Genomic DNA, 20,699 nt, shown 5'->3' on the forward strand with positions numbered 1-20,699 from the left:
TTGGTTTAAGACAAAATTAGGTTTTGGTCGTCGATCATTTTTTGAATAATGTCAACTTCAGCCACTCCACTGGTGCTGTTCCCTCCGTATAACTGTTCCAGTGTTGTGTTTTCTAAAACTATGTGATGCTTAACCGTTGTTCCATCAGGTTTAAGGTCAATCCTGACGTTCGATCCTTCTTGGACCAGATCCATTTGTTGATCTGCCTCAGCAGCCGTCGACACGCCCGCTAGGATGCCACTCAAATCAATAGAGTCAGTGTTAGCACCCGTATCGTAATCACTGATGGTGTCGGTATGAGTGATAAGCCCTAGCTCATCAGCACCAAAATAAAACGTGTCAGCCCCAGCCCCTCCAGTTAAAGTGTCACTGCCGTTACCACCATCGATAAAATCATCACCACCTCTACCGTCAAATGTATCGGATTTACTGGTACCCAAAAAGCGGTCGTCTTCGAATGCCGAAGTTGCACTGTCATCAATCGCGGTATCCGTATCGTAGAGCGTTATTTGAAGCTCAGTGCTGAGCCCATCGGCGCTATTGCCATTGAGTTCAGCACTTGGTTCTAAGGTTAAAGTAAATTCCAGTGGACTATCACCAGGGATGACTGGATATCCTGTTATAGCCAGATCGGCAACATCAGCTAAGTCCACAACCCAATCGCTCCCACTTGCTTGTCCTTTGGATAACGTGATATCTGATGGCAATCCAATAATGGTCAGCTTTCCCGTCTCGCTATCCGCAGGATTCACTAATGACAGTTCGAGCCCTAACGGTATATTTCCTTCTGCAATCGAGTATATGGCATCATATTCAAGGGTAAGAATTGGCTCGTCTGGCTCCGGCGTTATTGAAAGGTGAACCGTATCTTGTTTGAATGGACCTACATCATAAACTCGATTGCCAAGCACTGTATTCTGATCCAGAGTATCGGCAGTGATAGTCATATCTATTTCACCAAACGCATTACCTGCGAACAGTTCAATACTATTAATCGAACTAGTGCTCAAAATAAGAGTGGCGGTTGCAATATTACCCACTTGAACAAATTTCGCTGTTTTGCCGTCGATCCTAATACTTTCTATACCATCAATAGCATTAGGGTCGTCAGTTCCTTTAACCGTGACGACTATCGTTAGAGACTCATCGCTATTCGTTTCTAAACTGGTAATCTCAACGGGGATATCAATCACTGCATCTTCATCCCCCGATACCGAATCTGGCAATCCAAAAAACTCGATGTCATCACCGATAGGTTTTACCCCAAGAGTAAAGTTGGATTCAGTAATTCGAGTATCACCTGTGGCAAGTTCTTGGGTAATGGCTCTTAACTCAAGTGGAATATCACCACTGAAGTCCAGAGGTGGCAGAATAAAGGTGTCATTCAGCGTGGCGACATCCAACTGCCATTCATAGGTAGGTGAACCATTAAACGTCCCGCCATCTGGGCCATTATTAGGTACTAATTGATAACTAGACCCCGACTTAATCACAACGACCGCACCTTCGGGAACCCCTGACAGACTGAGAGACATATTTTCAGAGCCATCTTTATCGATCAGGTCCGCACTTAGCGTCGCAAGTGAAATGTAGCTATCCTCATCGCCCAAAATATCAGTTGTTACTAGATCTGCAGGGTCAACGATAGGATTAATAGTGACGATTTTGGTGACGGTTTTAATTTGAGTATCTGTCTCAGCAAGACAATCTGTCTTATCGGTAATTGAAACGGTTGCTGTTAACGATAAATCACCACTGAAATTCTCTGGAGGGACGAGTTTTACTTCCGGTAGTTTAGTCACATCAGTTAATGTCCAAGAACCGTCACCATTATCAACTAACCAGCTAGGATCCCCATCTGCAGAGAGCTGAGCACCACCAGAAACTGCGATAGTGAAGGAATTGACCGTTTCCTTTCCGGTTGCAGAGTCACCTTCGCCGATGACGGTTTGTCCTAATTCAATTGAATCACCCAACACTAACGTTAGGTCTAGATCAGTAGTGACGTCTTCATCGATATCGGTAAACGCTGTCGATAAAATGATCTCATCTACCACGGGTTTAATGTCAATGTTAATGGTTTGGGTTGTCGTCAGTGAAGAGCCATCACAGCTTGAAGTTTCCGTCGTTTCTATTGAAAAAGATAAGCAGCCAGCGAAGTCTTCATCTAACCCTGTAATCTGCAAATTACTCAGTCCTGTTTGACTGATCGAATACCCAATGAGTTCGCCATCATTATCGTAAACAGGAATCACGCCATTCCCTTGAAGCTCTACACCGTCCGGTAGAGACGAGGTAGGAACATAAAACGAAATCTCATTGTCTGGATCACTGGCAATATCAGGATCAAGCAACCCTGATAAGTCTAGGACCTCTGTCCCTTCATCGAATTCTATATCATCGCCAGTTTCGATAGGCTCTGGCGGTCCGATCGGATCACAGGGTTGACCTCCACCACTGTGTCCCGTTACTTGAATTTGAAAGACACCATCAATATAACGAGCGTCATCTCCGTCAACGACTCGCGCTTTTACAACAATATCTAAAATAGGCGTGTCTGTTTTACTCTCAATTGAAATGCCATCGAGAATCAATTTACCCAACTCTTGGATCGAGTCACTCGTTAATCCTTGCGCTGATATCAACCAATTACCATCTGGTGTTTGCTGAGGCTCATTGCCTGTGCTAGTCACAAAAAGTTCATAACCAGTGGGAATCTCTAAAATGATATAATCAAGATACTCTGAGCCATCTATGTCCTCATCGATAAACTTAACCGCTGAAGAGACATCAACAGGCGAGCCGTCATCGCTAACAAACAAATCAATGGATGTTTCTAAACGAGTATCTATTTCAACTTTAGCAGCGACAGCAATAGTCAGTTCACCAATTATCGTTTTTTCACTCGTATCTCCTAATCCAGACGTATCAGTTACTTCATAACGGATTGGTATGCTAAACGTATCACTGAGATCTTCCTTAGGTACGACGCTAAGACGCCCACTATTTAGCAAGCTATCTAATGTCGGTGTTGTAGCGTCGAGTAGTGTTTCCAAATCCAAACCTGAAGACGGAACGCTGATAACTGTACCATCAAAGTAGAGCGTAAGATCCGAAGGCACTGAATCGATAATATAACCTGTCAAAGTTTCACTTTTATCGTTGTCACCACTAATTCTTGGCTCTAGGTTCAATGATATCTGTGCATCTTCTACACCTGTGGTCACTACAGATAACCCATCGCTCTGGTCAACGACCGGTAACAAATCGATCTGTACTGTATAGTCAAAGGAACCTGAATCGCCGTCTGGCTCTGTCGACACGACCGTTGCATCAAAGGTCATTCGTCCACTGAAATCTTCGAGCGGTTTTATATAAAGAGCAGCAAGCTCACTATTACTGACCTGGTAGATATTACCTGTAATAGGGTCAATTTCTGCGATGGTAAGTGCTACTGGATTACCAGCGCTATCTACCAAAGAAATATCATCCGGTATATTAGTGATCAAAATATTCAGCGTTTCAGACACATCATCATCACTTGTGATGAACTCGAAGTCTAATGGCACGAGGCCATCTTCAAGAAAGCTCCCTATCGATTGAATTGTATTGGTATTGCTATCGAAGTCCCAATTACCATTACCTCCATCTTGTGCGATGGGCGGATCTACAACACCTTTAAGATGAATATTGATAGTCTTTGAATCACTGTAGGCTTCATCATTCACCGGTGCTAAACCGTCGATGGTCGACTCGATTGCTACCGCAGTCACTTGAATCGATAGGGATTCAGTTACCGAGCTGATATCCTGTTTTGGGACTAGTAACGCTTGTGAGTTCAATATCGCCTCAGAGTCCACACGATACGTATTTGCTGAAATTAATTGATAACCACTACCTGTAAATGACCAACCATCTTGAACTACAATGTCATATTTAAGAGTCTCTGAACCGTCAGTGTCCGTTAAATTACCGAAAATGGCTGCTTTTAGGTCTATCGTTTGATCTTCTAGCCCTCTGATATCTTTAACCGTAAGCTCAGGCTGATCTGCATCGGGAGAGACTTTAATCACCACGACATTGGCTATTTCTTCAGTCTTATCGTCAGGGCTCGAAAAACTGTTGCCTTTTTCTGTCGCGATAGCTTTGATATCGAAACTAAACTCACCTGCTAGATCTTTATTTACCGTGATCGTCATCTGGTCCAACTGACTCTGAGTATAGCTTTTACCTTCGACGATCTTACTGCCATCAAGCTTAATCGTTATACCGTTAGGAATATTAGAGATCTGATAGGAGAGTTTTTCTGAGGTATCAGTGTCGGCTAACTGGGCATCAATATTTAGTGGGAATGTTCTGTCGATATCTTCCGTCAAGGCATATTCAAACTGCGAGCTTGCCCAGTCAGGAGCGTCTGCCACTGGCAACACAGAAATATCTAGATTTTCACTATTAACATCTTCGTCCGCCACACCAGTCCTAGTTATCGTTGCCCCAATAACTAAAGCAACGACATTCCCAGTGAGGGTGGTATTCGATTCATTCTGCTTAGGGACATAAGTCAACACACCATCAGGAACAAAATAGTCTCCTGCACCTTTAGAGATCTGTGCATCAGTCAAGGTAACGACACCGCTTCCATCGGGAACTAAAGCCACACTATCAAGATAAAGCGTCCCGCCTTGAAGGTTACTCAACGTTATTGCACTGACATTTTCATTTTGGTCGAAATCACCCACATAGACTTTGATATCTAATGTGGCCGTTTCATCCTCTCGAATCTCAGTGTTGGTAACTCGTATGACTCCTGTTGAGTCATCTAGAATCAATGAAGCGGTACTCGTCACCGTATCGCCATCAAAGTCAGTGACGGTGAATTCGATATCGTCAACCAACGCTGGGCTTGCATCTACATTTGTATCAGTTGCAATGGTATATCTACCATCAGAATGCAATGTAAGTGTGCCATAACTCGAGTTAGCATTATTTTGGTTAGTAAGCGTAATGACTTCAGGGTCATTCGTTAAGAAATCATATTCTGTTGACTCGTATTTAAACGATGTAATCGTGGCGCCATCTACGCCCATAGCAGATGTACTGAGTAAGTTGCCTGAAAAGGTTTCACCTTCTGTCAATTCTAGAGTTTCACTAGTCACTGAGGGCACATCGTCTGTTACGACTACCGTCAGGTTTGTTACTACCGATATGTCCCCATCAGCATCCGTCGCATAAACAGGGAAATCGATATCCAATGTATTGGTTCCATTACCTAGAGGGTGATCGAGCGGCTTTGTAAGAACAAACTCTGCAGATCCATCAAGGTTCAATCGAATTCGAAAAACCTCTTCACCAGATATCGCCTGACTAGCAATATACCAATCATCAATGTTACTCGCTGTGAGCATGATATTGTCGCCGCCACTGGAATAACCAGCAGCGTTAAAGGTCGATAAGTCGATATCTATTGCCACTATCGCATCGGAACCTCGCACAAATTCAAGCGCATTTGATAGAACAATATCCACTTCAGGAGAATCAGCGAGAAGCGCTTCATCAATCGCAAGGTCATGAGTAACTAAAGAGGGGTCACCACCATCATAGATTTTTACTGTCGATACTGCCGTTGTTTCAGTCCCGTCAACATCTCTTGCCACTACGGGTAAGTTAATAGATAACTCATTTAAACTACCATCATTGCCATGGTCTACCTCTTTAAATACTCGAAACGACAATTGGAAACTCGATGTGAGTCCAGATTCGACCTCGTAATCATTTGGCAAGCCCACTCGAAACACAACTACCCCGTTTTCATCAACACCATCAAACGTTTTGTCACCGTTGTCGCGCCAAACAATGTTTAGCCCATTAGTGGTAATTGGGTTTCCTAACGAATCAACAACCGCATTACCGCTTGTAATACCCAGATCCACTTCGACAATATTGTCTTCCGAGGCGGTAATAAATATTGCGCTGCTATCGCTCGTTGTTATTTCATCAGGCGCTGTGCCTTTTGGTAATTCAGTGACGTCAAGCGCAGTTGTACCTAAAGATGCTTCGCCTGAATCATTAACGGTAACATTCAACGTTAATTTGGTGACATCTTTGTCAGAATCTCTTGCGGTAACAATAAAGGGAAGCTGCATCGGATCAGAGGTATTATCTATTTGCTGTTTTAGCTCGAACGTGTAATCAACCAAACCTCCTGTACTTGTATCCGGTGAAGTAAAGGAAATAATAAAAACCACATTTGAAATATCACCAATGTACCCTGTCAAAATTGAACCTGTGGGGCTTAAGGTGTAAAGCACTTCTTCTCCATTACTATACACTAAGGGCTGTTCGCCAATCTCAAAGTATACTGAGGCATTATTGGAGATGTTTGTATCAAGATCATCAGCACCGAGTGCAACATCAAATTGACCAGCCCCCAACGCAGAATCAGTACTAACATCGCTTTCTGATACGGAAGCATCACTCTTTGAAGTTAAGACCGGATCCGAACCATCCTCAATTAACAAAGTAAACTCACCAGATTCTAAATCGGTGCCATCTGTGTCTTTCCCTCCTATAAGCAAAGGTAGTTTCAGCAGATCGTTTTTATTCGGATGGTTTAAAGGGCGCTCAAGGATTATCTTCACATTACCCGTTACATACGTAGAGTCACCGGAAGATACTGCGCCTGATAAGGTAATGGTAAAGACTGTTTGACTGCCCGACGTGGCAGTAATGACCGTCGAATCGTTATTTAGGCTATAACTCAGGGCCATTAGATTGGCACCACTGGTCAGGGCAAGGTTATCTAGCAAGTTGATAGTCGAAGCTTCAAAAAACAGACTATTCGGATCTGGATTATCTGATCCTGGAGCAACTGAGAACTGGGCATTGATGGTCTGGGGACGCAAATCGGCGTCAGCTTCAATAAAAGACGTAGAACCTTCTAACACCTCACCGGCATCACCGTCACGAATAAAGATGGTCGCAGTAGCCTGACCAAAATCATTTTCTTGGTCACTAGCAAAATAATCGAATTGAATTTTAGGATTAGTCGAAGCGTCTTGATTTCGGTTCGAAGCGAAGTTGTAGTGTCCGTTGGCAAACACACTGAGCTGCCCTTCAGATAAAGTTACCACCGTTGGAGTACTGCCGCTGACCGCGTACTCCACATTATCAACGATTATTTTGTTTATGGTTAATGCGCCATCGAGATCGATATCATTATTCAGAACGTTACCTGATCGAACCTCTCCCTCGGTAACAAAAGAGAAATCATTAAACAATACCGGAGCGATATCAACGATGTTTATTGGTAAATGCCCAATAACCACTTCCGTGGTGCCGTCTGCGTCAGTTTGAGTTCCTTGTACTAAAAGAGCCGTTTGAATGGAGTTTAATGGCGCATCTTGATCGATCACTTCTTTAAAAGCGATGTTCACCGAATCACCGGCTAATGTAGCAATAAATACCGTTTCACCGTCACTACGAACGCCAGTTATGACTCGGTTTGTCACCGTTACCGTTATGCTCAAACCATTGGATGTGAGCTGATCAATTAAGTCTTGTTCTTCATAAAATTTAAAGTCTGCATTTTGAATGCGTATATCCGATTCTTTATCTTGGGAACCAAAGATCCCCACTACGGTGTCAGAAAATGCCAGCGATTCTGGTAAAATAATGGTCGGCATGTCGTCGATAGCAGTGTTCCCGACCGCGTTTGAAACTTTTGCGTCTAGTGTCCACTCAACACCCTTATCGAGTAAACCAATGTCTATACCATTGACCATCCAGTTGCCAGAGTTATCGACATTACCCTGAAACTCCAATGTCGTTACGCCATCACTCACAATGACTGTAACAGGTAACCCTTCTTCTACGAGTCCTGTCGTTCCTTGCAGAGTAGTCAGGTTGCCAGCACGAAACGAAAGGATATTGAACCCTTGCAGAGTATCAATATCAATAGTTGGCTTTACGACATCAATCGTAGACGTATCAGCCGCTGACGCTGGGTTTCCGGCTACGTCAACGGTGGAAGCAACCACATTTAGTGGTCCATTATTAAACGAAGATAGATCAACACCAGATACGCTCCAAGCACTATTCGTTACCGTTGCACTTAGATTAAGCGGCGATCCGTTTTGGCCTGTAATAACAATCTCAACGATCTGACCGTCTTCAACATCAGTCACAGTTCCTGAGATCGTTGAGTTAGTTATCTCGTTTTCATTGATGACCCCATCCATGTCATCGATCGATACCGTAATAAGGGCTTGAGTATCTTTAATAATGGTATCGGTGGAGTTTGCAGGATTACCTGCAATATCGATGGTGGAAGCTTCAATGGTCAAGACTCCATCTTCTAGAGTCGTTACATCCAGAGTGTTGACATTCCACACTCCGACTTCATCAACCGTAGATGAGCCTGTAATCGAGTTACCTTGTTCATCGGTAATTACCCAATTGATAGGCTGTCCAGATTCAACATTTGCGACGCTACCCAAATAAGCACTTGTACTAACCTCTATGGCATTAAGGTAGTCGTCACCAAAACCATCTGCTTCAACGGTAATGTTCGCCAGTGTATCTTTTATCGTTTCGTCATTAGCAGAAATGCTATTACCAAAGTCGTCAGAAACAGCGGCATTAACACTCAACGGTCCTTCCTTTAGTTCTGTTAGAACAACTCCAGTGACAGAGTATGCATTGTCCTGAGTGATTGCTTGAGCTTCTACAATATTACCTTGTTGATCGGAAATCGTTATCTGAACTATTCGGCCGTCACGAACGTCGGTTGTTGTTCCGACAATTGTGACATTTGGTACCTCGAACTGGTTCTCGTAACCATCCCCACCATCTAAAATATCTACCGTGATTTGAGCTTGCTCTGAGAGGATATCGAGTGCTAGTAACTCTGGTCGAGTTTCTTGAGAGTCAAATATTCCTGGCCTGGTATCAAATCCTGCTTCAGCGATCGTTTCATCCAAAGTTGCTTTTAAGGCAATGACAAACCCTGCACTGTCGCTAGAGCCTGAATTGGTCTCATCAACAGTCCCATTTGCATTTGTAATGTTATTAGATAGGTTATTTATCGTCTGAGATAACACGCGCTCCGTATCAGCAATTTGTGTCTCAGACAATTGAATATCTTCGCCGAGTTCTTGAACTTCTTGCTTTACAAACTGGACCCCTTTTAACAATACTTCGTCATTCGATACGCGTTCCCACGATCCATCGGCAAATACTTTCCACACAACATCGCCTAGCTGCATGTAAAGAACTGGTACCATACTCAAACCCCAAACCACACTAACTTATTCATTAAGATTAGTATTTCTTGAGACCGCTGCTTGAAATGTTGCTAAAAATGCATTCAGTTCTCAGTTTTTAAACAGCATTAGTGCTTATTCGTTGCAATATTGACATCAGGATTTGGGTACAAGATCGCATTTCTTAATCTAAGATCAGAACATTTGCTGTCATTTACTAGGATATGTTTGTGGTCAAATCACCTTTTAACCACATGTTTTAAATGGATAAAAAGGAATTTTCATGGCGAAAATAATATTGTATATGCCAACACCAACAACAGACTTATTGTCATACATAGAATATGGTGATCAGCCCACCGATAGCGGCGGTTTATCTACATTCGCTGGTCACCGAAAAAACCATCAATGGATTGAATACCTGCTAAACACCAAGAATAAAGAAGCGATCCAAATTTGGTATGAACCAAAAACCGTTATAAACGAATTAAAAACCATTTCTAACGATGACCAAATCTATATTAGAGGACACGGCGAACCTGGTAGCGAGTATATAAAAACCTCGAAAGGTGGTAAGGAACTAGGCCACCGATTTGTTGTTGATAGACTTAGAGAAAACGGTTTGCCCAAATCTTTTAGAGGAAAGATAAAGTGCTATAACTGCAATAGTGGCTCATGGCTTAACGGCAAACGAAGCTTTGCACAAGCACTGGCAGATTACATGTATGGATGGGGTTATGACAAATGTACCTATTACGGATACAGAGGAAAACTTGATTCGTACTATAAACAAGGTACGCAAGGCGTACACAAGTACATTCGCGAAGGAGCATGGGATGTAAATCAGGGTATTTGCAGGGCTAGAGATGGCCGGGTACAGATAAAACCTCAGGCTCTTAACCCCACTCAATGGGAGTCTCTATCAGGTTAACGAATACAACTAAGCGACGCACATAGCGTCGCTTTTTACTACATTCGCTTTAATGGCTTGACGACACTATCTAGCCCTTCAATTTTCAGTGCCAAGCACAGCTTAAGTAACTCCCCCAACTCACCATTAGGCCAACCTTTTTTGTCAAACCACAATAAGTACTCTTCAGGTAAATCGATCAATACCCTGCCCGCATACTTACCGAACGGCATTTGAACCCTAGCGAGCTTTACTAAATTTTCTTTATCTAACATTTTATTCTTGGGACTAATCAGGTTCTTTTATGGTGAGTAATCTTAAAGATGTTCAACCAAATAGCAATATAAACAAAGAGGAAGAAGACAATAGTTAAAAACTAAGCAGCGAATCGCAGACCTCAAGGTCAAACACTTCTCTAGGGTTTAAGTTCGGAATTTCTACTCACTCTCATCTTTCGGATAGAACACAGCCAACCAAATTGTCAATGAGGCCTCTGAGGTGGACTTCACTCGATGCTTGACGTGTGCTGGTATATCAATGTAATCACCAACACCTAAGGTCACAAAAGTACCGTCATAGTACTCAATAACACCTTCTCCTTTCAAAACAGTCACCCATTCATTTTCGGTTTGATCATACCAATCACCAATTGGTGTAAAGTGGCCATCTGAAACGATACGTTCAATTCTCACTCCCTCAGAAGCAATGATGTCTTCAAATACTTCATTGGTTAAATCTTTTGGAATTTCACCAAAGATATTTCCTCTCTTCAATCCCATTTATCTATTTCACTCTAGTTATGTAACCAACTAAAATACTTACAAAATTTTTGCTTGTAAGTTAAAGCTCTATCGTTAATAAGATACTATAATCTAAACAAATAGAAACATAGAGTTTACGAATCATTTTCCATTTTGGTTTCTGATTTATGTCATTTGGAACAACAACGATAATAGGACATACATGAACTTTGAGTTTGGACTCGTAGGTTTTGCGGCGTTAATTTGCGTAGGCATTCTGTTACATCACCCTTCTCGTACTCTTGGCTTACCTTCTCTTTTGATCTTTATGGCGGTAGGTCTGGTCATAGGTAACGGTGAATTTGGTTTCGTCTATGACAACTTTACACTTACTTCTGCAATCGGGGCGATTGCATTAAATATTATTGTCTTTGTCGGAGGTTTGAGTACTTCGACACAAAGCATCAAAGTTGCTTACAAAGAAGGTGGCGTACTTTCCTCTCTTGGAGTTGTATTTTCCACTGTTGTCTTCGCTGGTATTATCTATGTTCTCTTTGGCCTCCCGCCGGTGCATTGTTTACTATTTGGGGCAATAGTTTCCTCAACAGATGCAGCTGCGGTCTTCTCTATCCTTGAATCCAAGAAACTAAAACTCAAAGAAGACACCGACACTATCTTAGAATTCGAATCAGCAACTAATGACCCTGTCGCTTTGATACTAGTCGTATTGCTGACCAGTCTTGCCCTTACTCCCGATACGGTTCCTTCAGTTACAAGTATCGGAATCGAGTTATTACTGCAGATCTTTGTCGCGCTAGCTATAGCCATTTCTATCGGTAAGCTATGTACTCACCTGTTAAACAGCATCAAACTTGAAGAATATGGGCTAATCCCGGTTTTCATTTTAGCTTCCGCAGTACTAGCAATGTATGGAAGTGATTTGCTCGGTGGCAATATTCTACTCGCTTCCTATGTCGTTGGAGTGGTCATTGGCAACGGCGTAAAACGTGGTATGGAAGTCAGTCGCCACTTTTTTAATAGTCTTTCGTGGTTAGCTCAAGCCATACTGTTTGTTGCTTTAGGGTTACAGATCTTCCCTCAAGAACTCTTCAAGGTGTTCTGGCAATCCTTGCTGCCTGCTTTCTTGTTGATTCTTGTAGCAAGACCGATAGCAGTACAGTTATGTTACCTACCTTTCAGAAAAGCCAGTTGGCAAAAGCGTTTATTCATATCTTCTATCGGATTGAAAGGAGCAACACCTATTGTATTTGCACTAATTCCTGCAGCTGCAGGAGTTGAAAACGCGGTTACTATGGTTCATATGGTGTTCTTTATTGTTGTCATTTCTGTGTTCGTGCAAGGTGGAGCGATTGAAGTATTGGCAAACAAACTCAACCTTAAAGAAGTTAATACACCAGAGGACTAAACACTTATTCTATATACACTCGATTGTTTAAGAGTGAATAAAACAAAAGAGCCAGAGAAACTCTGGCTCTTTTAGTTCACACAAACCTTATTTAGCGGGTTTATTGTGACAATGCTCAATCGCCGTTTTCATCAACTCTAGCGCAGACTTGTCACATGGTGGCAATGCAGCATCGCTACTGCCAATTGGCTCGACTCTTTCGCCCCATTTGATGTAGCTAGCGCCCCACGTCAGACCCGCACCAAATGCGGCTAGCAACAAGTTATCTCCTGGCTTAATTCTTCCTTGCTCCATTGCTTCACAAAGTGCGATTGGCACAGTCGCAGCGGAAGTGTTGCCATATTTTTGAATATTGACGAATGCTTTATCTTGGTCGATTCCAGACAAATCACACAAGGTTTGAATGATACGGATATTAGCCTGATGCGGAATCACAACATCAATATCTTCTTTAGTAAGGTTAGAACGAGTCAAAACGGTATTCGCTGCCGCCCCCATTCCTTTTACCGCTCGTTTGAAGATCTCTTTGCCAATGAAATTGAACTCAAAGTAACCGTTATCTGCTGCGAATCTCTCCATTGAAGTGCCAAATTTTGGCACAGCGAGAATATCGCGACCTTTTGCATCACAACCAATTTGCGCATCTTGAAGACCGACTTTACTTTCAGTACGAGAGAGCACTGCAGCACCTGCCCCGTCACCAAATAGTACGGCGGTATCACGCTCACTCCAGTCAATAAAGAACGAAAGTCGCTCAGCACCAATAACGATGGCGTTACGATAATTGCCTGATTGAATCAGTTTTGTGGCCGTTTCGAGCCCATAAACGAAACCTGTACAAGCCGCATTTAGATCAAACGCAGCGGCTGCTGGAACACCTAAGTTTTGCTGAACTCGTGATGCTGTATTGGGAATCAAAGAATCTGGAGAACACGTAGCAACGATAATCAAATCAACATCATCTGCCGTGATTCCAGCACATGCCATTGCATGTTTAGCAGCAACGGTTGCCATTTCAGAGGTGTTCACATGGCTGATGCGACGATTTTCTATACCAGTACGGGTTCTAATCCACTCATCGGATGTTTCCATTACAGTGCTAAGATCGTGGTTAGATAAGATCGCTGGTGGAAGGCACTTACCCCAACCAGTAATTTCGGCGTAAAATGTTGTCATTCTGTACCTATTTTTTTATAGTTTTCGTCAATCGAGATAGACAAATAATATCAATCAGCTCACTGTGATAAGTTTCAATAATAACTTGTCTATCCCGACTCTAAGAGCTTCGAGTATACTCATAATCTAAGGCTCACAGAAGCCTAATTTCATAAATTCAATTCACGGTTGGGAGAGACCATGTCGACTATCAATACCCGTTGCCCATCATGCAATGGACTTAATCGTTTACCCGCAGAAAGAATCACCGAGTCACCTAATTGTGGTCGTTGTAAAGAACCGCTTCTTGATGGCCAACCAGTTGAAGGGACGGTAGACAACTTCTCTGCACTTTTGAACAGTAACCAACCTGTTGTTGTCGATTTTTGGGCCACGTGGTGCAATCCTTGTGTTGGTTTTGCGCCCGTCTTCCAACAAACCGCCGAAGAACGCAAAGGACAAGTACGATTCGTGAAAATTGATACAGAGCAACAGCAACAACTGGCAGCTCAATTTCAAATCAGAAGTATTCCGACCATTATGGTGTTTAAAAATGGTCAGCGCGTAGATGTGATCAATGGTGCCCTGCCAAAAGGTCAATTCGACCAATGGTTAGAGCAAGCTATTGCAAAATAACCACCATAGAGCGCAGGAGCGCTCTATCTTTCTTCATTCAATTGCATCACTTGTTTACGATATGCACTTGGCGAACTACCCATATGTTTTGTGAACCTATGGGTAAAATTGAACGGATCACGATATCCTAATCGCTCCGCAATCATGGCAATTGACCAATCGTTATTTCTTAGCAAATCACACGCTTTTTCCATACGTAGATTAATGAGTCTTGCTCGTGGTGACACGTTGTAAAGCCGCTTACATATTCGTGCGAGCTGCTCTTCGCTTAAAAATGTTCTATTCGCCATCGTCTTAACAGTCCATGGTAGATGAAGCTGACCTTCAATTTGACTGAACAAAGCTTGTACTCGAACGGTCGAGTCAGTAGGTTGCGACTCAAATCCAGTAATAATACGGCACACTTCCCCTACTAGCAGTTTTCGATAACTTGCTCTGCCACCAATTTCCAAATACAGGAGTGTCATTAAGGCCCAAATCCGTTCACAACCATGAAATGGCAGTACTTTCTGTCCTAAATCAGATAACGCTTGCCAACGTGGTCGGTCTTTAGGTAGAAACCAGATCATGCGCCAATGTTTATATTGAGGGTTGATCTCAAATCGATATGGTGTGTGTGCAGGTAATACGACTATCGAGTACGGCTCGATAGGAGCAACAAAATCCTCCGTCATCAACACGCCACCACCTTCGATTGTAAATAAGACTGTGTGTACATCAATGCCCTTACGCTCCACATGGTAGCCTTCAATCAAGTTTGCCATTCCAGCCATGAAGATATCTTCAGGAATGAACTCGGGGATATCATTAGACGAAAGAAAGCGTTCTTCACATGCCTCCGATAAAAAGACTTCATCTATCCACTCAGACTTGATGTTAAATTCATCAATGACGGATTCGCACAGGTTTTGTCTATTTTTGAACATGGTTTTGATGTCCCAATTTTCTTATATTACCACCGTTTATATGATTCAAATCACACTTTCAGGAGGGCAGCTATGACAACTAAAACCTATCTTAAGTCATCTAACAAGGCTTCTCAAAACCATCTTCTCTCTTCTGTGGTAAAGCTTGGTTTCCCCGTCGCAATTCAAAGTGCACTTGTTGCAATTTTGGCACTGGCGGACGTACTGATGGTTAGTGATTTTGGTAAGGAAGCAACTGCTGCAGTGGGCATTGCCTCTAAATGGCACTTTGTCGCTATTATGATCATGGCCGGAATGGCTTCAGCCAACGGTGTACTCGTTGCTCAGTATTGGGGACGTAACGACAAACGTAGCGCCAAAACTATCACCCAGCTTTCAATGGAGTTCGGTGCAAAGCTGTTAGTACCCGTGACATTAGGTATCACGCTCTTCTCCAGTTTTATTATGATGCTGCAAACCAACGACGCTACCGTTATTGAGCTTGGTGCTACCTATTTATGGTATGCGTTTCCGGTACTTATATTGACTCACGTAGTGATTGTAGCGGAATCAGCAATGCGCTCATCCGGTGACGCTGTCACACCTTTAATTCTCGGGGCTATGACAATCTTTATCAACATTGCCCTCAACTTCTGGTTAATTAAAGGCGGTATGGGTGTCCCTCCAATGGGCGTAGCGGGCGCTGCATTAGCTACAACCATATCAAGATTACTTCAAGTGGTTTTTATCTGGGTATATCTCAACTATCGTAACCATTGGCTTCTTACAGAAGCGAAACTTGAGAATACCGAACGACTCTGGGGTTCTTATAAAAAACTCGCGGTGCCGACCACGCTTAACGCTATTTTATGGGCAATGGGTACACTTATGTACCAAGTGATATTTGGTCATATGGGTACTACCGAACTCGCTGTTTTCAGCATGATGGGACCATTTGAGTCGCTGTGTTATTCGCTGTTTTTTGGTATTTCGGTAGCCTGCTCTGTGCTACTTGGTCAATCCTTAGGCAGAGACGAATTTGAACAGGCATTCAGTATGTCTAAATTCTTTATTAAAGCGGTATTCTTGTTTGGCATCGTGACAGGAGCGATTCTACTACTTGGTCGTGAAGTCATCCTTGAGTGGCTGAACTTAACCACCGATGAACTTTATCCGCTTGCTGCACCCGCTATGTTTATTCTGTGTTGTGCAATATGGCTACGCATGCTGAACCTTATTATTATCAACGGTATTCTACGAGCCGGAGGAGATAATAAGTTCTGTTTAAGAATGGACTTCATCGCAATGTGGACTGTGGGACTTCCGCTAACCGCAACCGCAGCGTTTGTATTCGGACTTGAATTTCAGGTTGTCTATGCTTGTATGCTTTTTGAAGAAGTAGTTAAGTTTGCTTTGTGTTTCCATCGCTATTTAAAACGTTATTGGATGAATAATTTAACCGTGGTTAATGCATAGTAATCTGCAAAATCAAAAAGGCTTCACTTGTTTAGGTGAAGCCTTTTGCTATATGTTACTAGAGTACGTAAAGTTGTTACTTAATCCGTATTTTCCCCAGCCTGCTGCATCAAATAACTTGTCGTTGGTTCAATAGTATTAATCAGTTTCTCTACTTGGAGTATCGCCTCTATAGACGTGCTGTTTTTGCGGTAACTGATAAATAAAGGACGAGACCAAACCTCAGACCCGTCGACTTGATAGAGCTGTCCAGAGTCTAAGAAAGGCTCAACAAGTGAAGATGGCAAATACGCACAACCACCCTTCTCAAGAATAAAGTCCAACGCAATTCGACCTGTTGAAGTGCGTAGATATGGTGCTGGAATATTTGGGTGTCTGTCCGCATGCTCAAAAGCAAATTGTGTACCCCAATCCACGTATACATATTTATCTTTAAAAGCATCATCAAGCACACGTTGCTCTGTTGAAACCAGTACTAGTGTCAATTCAGCAATCTGATGGCTTTTAAATTCCTCGACTTTAAATGGGTCGAAAGAGAACGCAAGATCTAATGTGCGCTCAAGTAGTTTCCTATTTAGCTGCTCACGACCCAGAGACTCAGCAACAAAACCATAGCCGGTTAATGAGTCAGTGACGACACTTAAACAGTTTTGCAGATAGGCATCCCAAATGTTAGGTGTACCACCAATCGTCAATTGCAACGCTTTGTTGCTCTCTAGTGATAAGTCAAACGTCGCTTGCTTGAGCGTCGATACCATTACTTCTGCGTACCCTATTAGCCTTTGGCCAGCCGACGTTAGTTGGATGTTGTTTCTGTGTCTTGTAAACAGTCGAGTATCAAAGTATTCCTCTAGTTGTTTAATGCGAGCACTCACAGCGGCCTGAGTTATATAGAGATTTTCTGATGCGCGGCCAAAGTGCTTTTCCTTCGCGACTTCGAGGAAAGTTTGAAATACTTTTACGTCCATAAAAATGACTCTTAAACAGATTCTAAGTAGTTGAGCTAACGAAAAAGTTAGCTCAGTATTCTTACACAGTTATGCTGTATTAAGCATAAAGAAATTTTGTGATTTCGACAAAAACAATTCGTTTCCTTTCTTTCCGTTTTCACACTATTTTCAGCATCGAACCAACACGGGATTCAACGGTTTAGTCGACTTTTCTTTGGATTGTTGCGGAGCCACCTGAATTACCTTGCTTTACTACCTATTTGCTTTGAGGTCTCTATGACTGAAACTCAATTTCGCCACGGCAAGAAACGTTTTTATGATGCAGTAAAGTTTCCACGCGGATTCGCTAAATCGGGAGATTTTACACTTTTGGAAGAGGACATCTTAGTAACTTATGGTGAAACTATGCTTGCGCTTGAGCGCGGTGATATTTCACCAGAGAACGCTGAAGAGAAACACTTCACTAAAGTGATCGTTAACCCGAGTAAGGCGAAATCTAAACTGGAACATACTTGGCTTAAATACGTTCGCTTAGCACGCGGAAGACGAGCGTTCCACACTTTAAATAGTAAATCGAAGTATCACGAAGCTTCGAAAGACTATGATTATGATATGGATAACGATGACGTTCTAGAGCCAGCATAAGTATTGTGATCTTTCCTCCTAAACGCAAAGTAGAGCCAAGTGCTCTACTTTTTTTTGCCCAGAAAAAGCTCGTATATTCTTCCTAACCGAATCACAAAAAACCGCCCGAAGGCGGTTTAATTAGTCAATCAGAAACGCTCTGCTTGGGTCTACATAGACTTTGTCGGCCATCGCTTCACGTCCTAATAACATCATATACGACATATCCTGACGATTACTTAATGTAATTTCAATTGGCCACTCTCTATCCCCCAATCGGAATAGCGTTTGAATCACACAACGTTGCTCTGAGTCACCGTTGGATGATTTGATGCGCCTTGAGTCGTGGATAAGTGACTCACAGTGTACGATTTCTTCCAAATGATAGATATCTGGATGAAGATCGTATTGAACGTACATGCGCCCGTCACGTTTGAAGCGTTCAAGGTTGTCCACATGAAGAGATGAGGTTTTAGCTCCAGTATCAATACGAACTTCGAGATCGAAGATTCCCAACTCAGGAAGACTGCACACTTCCAAGTTACCAATTATCATTCTGTCATTATATGTGTTTGGCATAGTGTTACATGCTCGGTTCTACAGGAACAATCGACTCTTGCATGATTTCGATATGTTCAAATACCTCTTCTGCGCTATCTCCAAAATACGCAATGTGATACATAGCCTCACCTTCCTGTACTAAAGGAATGTTCTGCTTACCAATGATGATACCCGTACGGTTTGATTTTACTTGGCTGATATTATTTCCTAGCGGGCCATTGATATCTGCCAATGTTTCGCCTTTCTCAACCATAGAGCCAAGTTGTACGTACTCTTTAACAAATCCACTCGCGTCTGCACGAGTCCAATCACTGCGGTTAGCGATAAACGGCTCAGTTTTCGCTTTAGAAACACGCTTACGAATCATGCCAAGTGCTTTGAGCACTCTCAAAACGCCTTTAACGCCAGTCTGAATCGATAGTTCGTCAAAACGTAACGCTTCACCAGCTTCATAAAGCAACACTCGAGCACCATGATTTACAGCAGCTTCGCGTAGAGAGCCATCACGGATGTTTGCATTCAACAATACTGGTACTGCAAATGCTTCCGCGAGACGCTTAGTTTCTTCATCTTCAAGGTTGGCACGAATTTGTGGCAAATTAGATCGATGAATCGCGCCTGTGTGTAAGTCAATACCATAATCACAATGTGCGACAATGCTTTCTAAGAAAGTATGAGCTAGTCGACCAGCAAGAGAACCTTTCTTCGAGCCAGGAAAACAGCGATTGAGGTCTCTGCGATCTGGCATGTAACGGCTTTGGTTTAATACGCCGTAGACATTCACCATAGGTACATAAATTAACGTACCATTTTGGAGTTTTAGGTTCTCTGCGATAAGACGACTGATGATTTCAATACCATTCAACTCGTCACCATGTACCGCTGCACTGACAAACACCACTGGGCCTTCTTTTTTAGAACGAATGACCTGTACTGGTATTGATACTTCTGCATCGGTATACAGCTTAGCTACTGGTATATCTATTTCTTTACGCTCTCCCGGGCGTATTTCTACGCCCGCAATGACAAGCTCTTTTGCCATTTAACCACGTCCTTTTGTTTTGTTGTTGTTAGGCTTGGCATTTTTCTCGATAAACTCGTAAATTAAGCCCGCCACATCTTTACCTGTCGCGTTTTCAATTCCCTCTAGGCCTGGTGATGAGTTAACTTCCATCACTACTGGGCCATTTTTCGATTGCAGAATATCAACACCACACAGGTTCAGTCCCATCGCTTTAGCCGCAGCTACAGCAGTCGCGCGTTCTTCTTTAGAAAGCTTAATAAGCTGAGCACTACCACCGCGATGTAGATTTGAACGAAACTCACCTTCTGCCGCTTGACGTTTCATCGCCGCAATCACTTTGCCACCGACGACAAAACAACGAATATCAGCGCCATTAGCTTCTTCAATGAACTCTTGTACCAAGATGTTAGCTTTAAGACCCATGAACGCTTCGATAACACTCTCAGCAGCTTTGTGAGTTTCTGCAAGCACCACACCGATACCTTGAGTACCCTCTAACAGCTTAATGACAAGCGGTGCGCCACCAACATTCTTGATAAGATCTGGAATATCATCTGGCTTACTAGCGAAACCAGTTCTTGGCAGACCGATACCTTTGCGTGATAGCAGTTGCAATGAGCGCAGCTTGTCACGTGAACGGCTTATCGCAACCGACTCGTTTACACAAAATGTACCCATCATCTCAAACTGACGTACTACTGCTGTTCCATAGAACGTAATAGATGACCCAATTCGTGGAATGACTGCATCGTATTGAGGTAACTCCTCACCCATATAACGGACTTTAGAGTTACTACTAGTAATATCCATATAGCAATGCAGGGTATCAATGATATCCACTTGATGTCCCCTCGCTTCCCCTGCTTCTTTTAGGCGGCGAGTTGAGTACAAGTTTTCGTTGCGAGATAGAATCGCAATGCGCATGGCAGTATCCTCTTATAGATGTTTAGTTTTATGAGTGTGAAACCCCGGTATCGGACGACCGGAAAGAGCGTGCACCTTAAGAGTTTAGTCGATAAAAATACAACGATT

14 protein-coding genes are annotated in these 20,699 nt (G+C 42.8%); 5 read left to right on the top strand and 9 right to left on the bottom strand.

From position 1 onward, the window contains the following. Positions 1–5 precede the first annotated feature (5 nt). Complete coding sequence (locus tag HOP38_RS21570; RefSeq protein ID WP_198558949.1) at positions 6–9,281, bottom strand: T1SS-143 repeat domain-containing protein; 9,276 nt, start codon at positions 9,279–9,281, stop codon at positions 6–8. Between the two features lie 262 nt (positions 9,282–9,543). Here HOP38_RS21570 and HOP38_RS21575 point away from each other — a divergent pair, with 262 nt between their 5' ends. Continuing rightward, positions 9,544–10,191, top strand: a complete 648-nt coding sequence (locus HOP38_RS21575) for a hypothetical protein (protein ID WP_198558950.1) — start codon at positions 9,544–9,546, stop codon at positions 10,189–10,191. Positions 10,192–10,229: 38 nt separating this feature from the next. On the opposite strand, the gene HOP38_RS21580 is transcribed toward HOP38_RS21575, so the two are convergent. After that, the gene (locus HOP38_RS21580; protein ID WP_063603643.1) at positions 10,230–10,445 is read right to left on the bottom strand and encodes a DUF3820 family protein; all 216 of its coding nucleotides are present in this window, start codon (positions 10,443–10,445) and stop codon (positions 10,230–10,232) included. A gap of 162 nt (positions 10,446–10,607) precedes the next feature. Beyond that, positions 10,608–10,949 carry a cupin domain-containing protein gene (locus tag HOP38_RS21585; RefSeq protein WP_198558951.1) on the bottom strand — a complete coding sequence of 114 codons (342 nt, stop codon included), beginning with the start codon at positions 10,947–10,949 and terminating at the stop codon, positions 10,608–10,610. Between the two features lie 184 nt (positions 10,950–11,133). Here HOP38_RS21585 and HOP38_RS21590 point away from each other — a divergent pair, with 184 nt between their 5' ends. Beyond that, the gene (locus tag HOP38_RS21590) at positions 11,134–12,336 is read left to right on the top strand and encodes a potassium/proton antiporter (RefSeq protein WP_006073575.1); all 1,203 of its coding nucleotides are present in this window, start codon (positions 11,134–11,136) and stop codon (positions 12,334–12,336) included. Positions 12,337–12,423: 87 nt separating this feature from the next. Here HOP38_RS21590 and HOP38_RS21595 read toward each other — a convergent pair whose 3' ends face one another. Then, positions 12,424–13,512: a ketoacyl-ACP synthase III gene (locus HOP38_RS21595; protein ID WP_198558952.1), complete on the bottom strand. Its 1,089-nt coding sequence runs from the start codon at positions 13,510–13,512 to the stop codon at positions 12,424–12,426. 180 nt (positions 13,513–13,692) lie between these two features. Between HOP38_RS21595 and trxC the strand changes: the two genes are divergently transcribed. Beyond that, a complete protein-coding gene (trxC, locus tag HOP38_RS21600) occupies positions 13,693–14,127 on the top strand; it encodes a thioredoxin TrxC (protein ID WP_198558953.1) in 435 nt (144 codons plus the stop codon). A 23-nt stretch (positions 14,128–14,150) separates the two neighbouring features. On the opposite strand, the gene HOP38_RS21605 is transcribed toward trxC, so the two are convergent. Further along, on the bottom strand, positions 14,151–15,053 hold the full coding sequence (locus HOP38_RS21605; RefSeq protein ID WP_198558954.1) for a helix-turn-helix transcriptional regulator: 903 nt from the start codon (positions 15,051–15,053) through the stop codon (positions 14,151–14,153). Positions 15,054–15,125: 72 nt separating this feature from the next. Between HOP38_RS21605 and HOP38_RS21610 the strand changes: the two genes are divergently transcribed. Continuing rightward, on the top strand, positions 15,126–16,508 hold the full coding sequence (locus HOP38_RS21610) for an MATE family efflux transporter (RefSeq protein ID WP_198558955.1): 1,383 nt from the start codon (positions 15,126–15,128) through the stop codon (positions 16,506–16,508). Between the two features lie 80 nt (positions 16,509–16,588). Here HOP38_RS21610 and HOP38_RS21615 read toward each other — a convergent pair whose 3' ends face one another. Further along, entirely contained in the window at positions 16,589–17,476 is an 888-nt protein-coding gene (locus HOP38_RS21615) for a LysR family transcriptional regulator (protein WP_124942137.1), read from the bottom strand. A gap of 258 nt (positions 17,477–17,734) precedes the next feature. On the opposite strand from HOP38_RS21615, the gene HOP38_RS21620 reads away from it, so the two are divergent. Beyond that, on the top strand, positions 17,735–18,103 hold the full coding sequence (locus tag HOP38_RS21620) for a MaoP family protein (protein WP_031495460.1): 369 nt from the start codon (positions 17,735–17,737) through the stop codon (positions 18,101–18,103). 120 nt (positions 18,104–18,223) lie between these two features. On the opposite strand, the gene HOP38_RS21625 is transcribed toward HOP38_RS21620, so the two are convergent. Genes HOP38_RS21625 through rimK form a run of 3 tightly spaced genes read right to left on the bottom strand, consistent with a single transcriptional unit; the run spans position 18,224 to position 20,591 of the window. Next, a complete protein-coding gene (locus HOP38_RS21625; RefSeq protein ID WP_031495458.1) occupies positions 18,224–18,661 on the bottom strand; it encodes an ATP-dependent zinc protease family protein in 438 nt (145 codons plus the stop codon). Between the two features lie 4 nt (positions 18,662–18,665). After that, complete coding sequence (locus HOP38_RS21630; protein ID WP_038226967.1) at positions 18,666–19,685, bottom strand: succinylglutamate desuccinylase/aspartoacylase family protein; 1,020 nt, start codon at positions 19,683–19,685, stop codon at positions 18,666–18,668. Further along, positions 19,686–20,591, bottom strand: a complete 906-nt coding sequence (rimK, locus tag HOP38_RS21635) for a 30S ribosomal protein S6--L-glutamate ligase (RefSeq protein WP_038226968.1) — start codon at positions 20,589–20,591, stop codon at positions 19,686–19,688. It lies immediately after the preceding gene. Between the last annotated feature and the right edge of the window lie 108 nt (positions 20,592–20,699).

This window comes from Vibrio mediterranei (assembly GCF_013364395.1).
GTDB classification, from domain to species: domain Bacteria; phylum Pseudomonadota; class Gammaproteobacteria; order Enterobacterales; family Vibrionaceae; genus Vibrio; species Vibrio mediterranei.

Coding starts and splice junctions, on each gene's coding strand:
- HOP38_RS21570 (WP_198558949.1), bottom strand. CDS start 9,281: ATGGTACCAGTTCTTTACATGCAGCTAGGCGATGTTGTGTGGAAAGTA.
- HOP38_RS21575 (WP_198558950.1), top strand. CDS start 9,544: ATGGCGAAAATAATATTGTATATGCCAACACCAACAACAGACTTATTG.
- HOP38_RS21580 (WP_063603643.1), bottom strand. CDS start 10,445: ATGTTAGATAAAGAAAATTTAGTAAAGCTCGCTAGGGTTCAAATGCCG.
- HOP38_RS21585 (WP_198558951.1), bottom strand. CDS start 10,949: ATGGGATTGAAGAGAGGAAATATCTTTGGTGAAATTCCAAAAGATTTA.
- HOP38_RS21590 (WP_006073575.1), top strand. CDS start 11,134: ATGAACTTTGAGTTTGGACTCGTAGGTTTTGCGGCGTTAATTTGCGTA.
- HOP38_RS21595 (WP_198558952.1), bottom strand. CDS start 13,512: ATGACAACATTTTACGCCGAAATTACTGGTTGGGGTAAGTGCCTTCCA.
- trxC (WP_198558953.1), top strand. CDS start 13,693: ATGTCGACTATCAATACCCGTTGCCCATCATGCAATGGACTTAATCGT.
- HOP38_RS21605 (WP_198558954.1), bottom strand. CDS start 15,053: ATGTTCAAAAATAGACAAAACCTGTGCGAATCCGTCATTGATGAATTT.
- HOP38_RS21610 (WP_198558955.1), top strand. CDS start 15,126: ATGACAACTAAAACCTATCTTAAGTCATCTAACAAGGCTTCTCAAAAC.
- HOP38_RS21615 (WP_124942137.1), bottom strand. CDS start 17,476: ATGGACGTAAAAGTATTTCAAACTTTCCTCGAAGTCGCGAAGGAAAAG.
- HOP38_RS21620 (WP_031495460.1), top strand. CDS start 17,735: ATGACTGAAACTCAATTTCGCCACGGCAAGAAACGTTTTTATGATGCA.
- HOP38_RS21625 (WP_031495458.1), bottom strand. CDS start 18,661: ATGCCAAACACATATAATGACAGAATGATAATTGGTAACTTGGAAGTG.
- HOP38_RS21630 (WP_038226967.1), bottom strand. CDS start 19,685: ATGGCAAAAGAGCTTGTCATTGCGGGCGTAGAAATACGCCCGGGAGAG.
- rimK (WP_038226968.1), bottom strand. CDS start 20,591: ATGCGCATTGCGATTCTATCTCGCAACGAAAACTTGTACTCAACTCGC.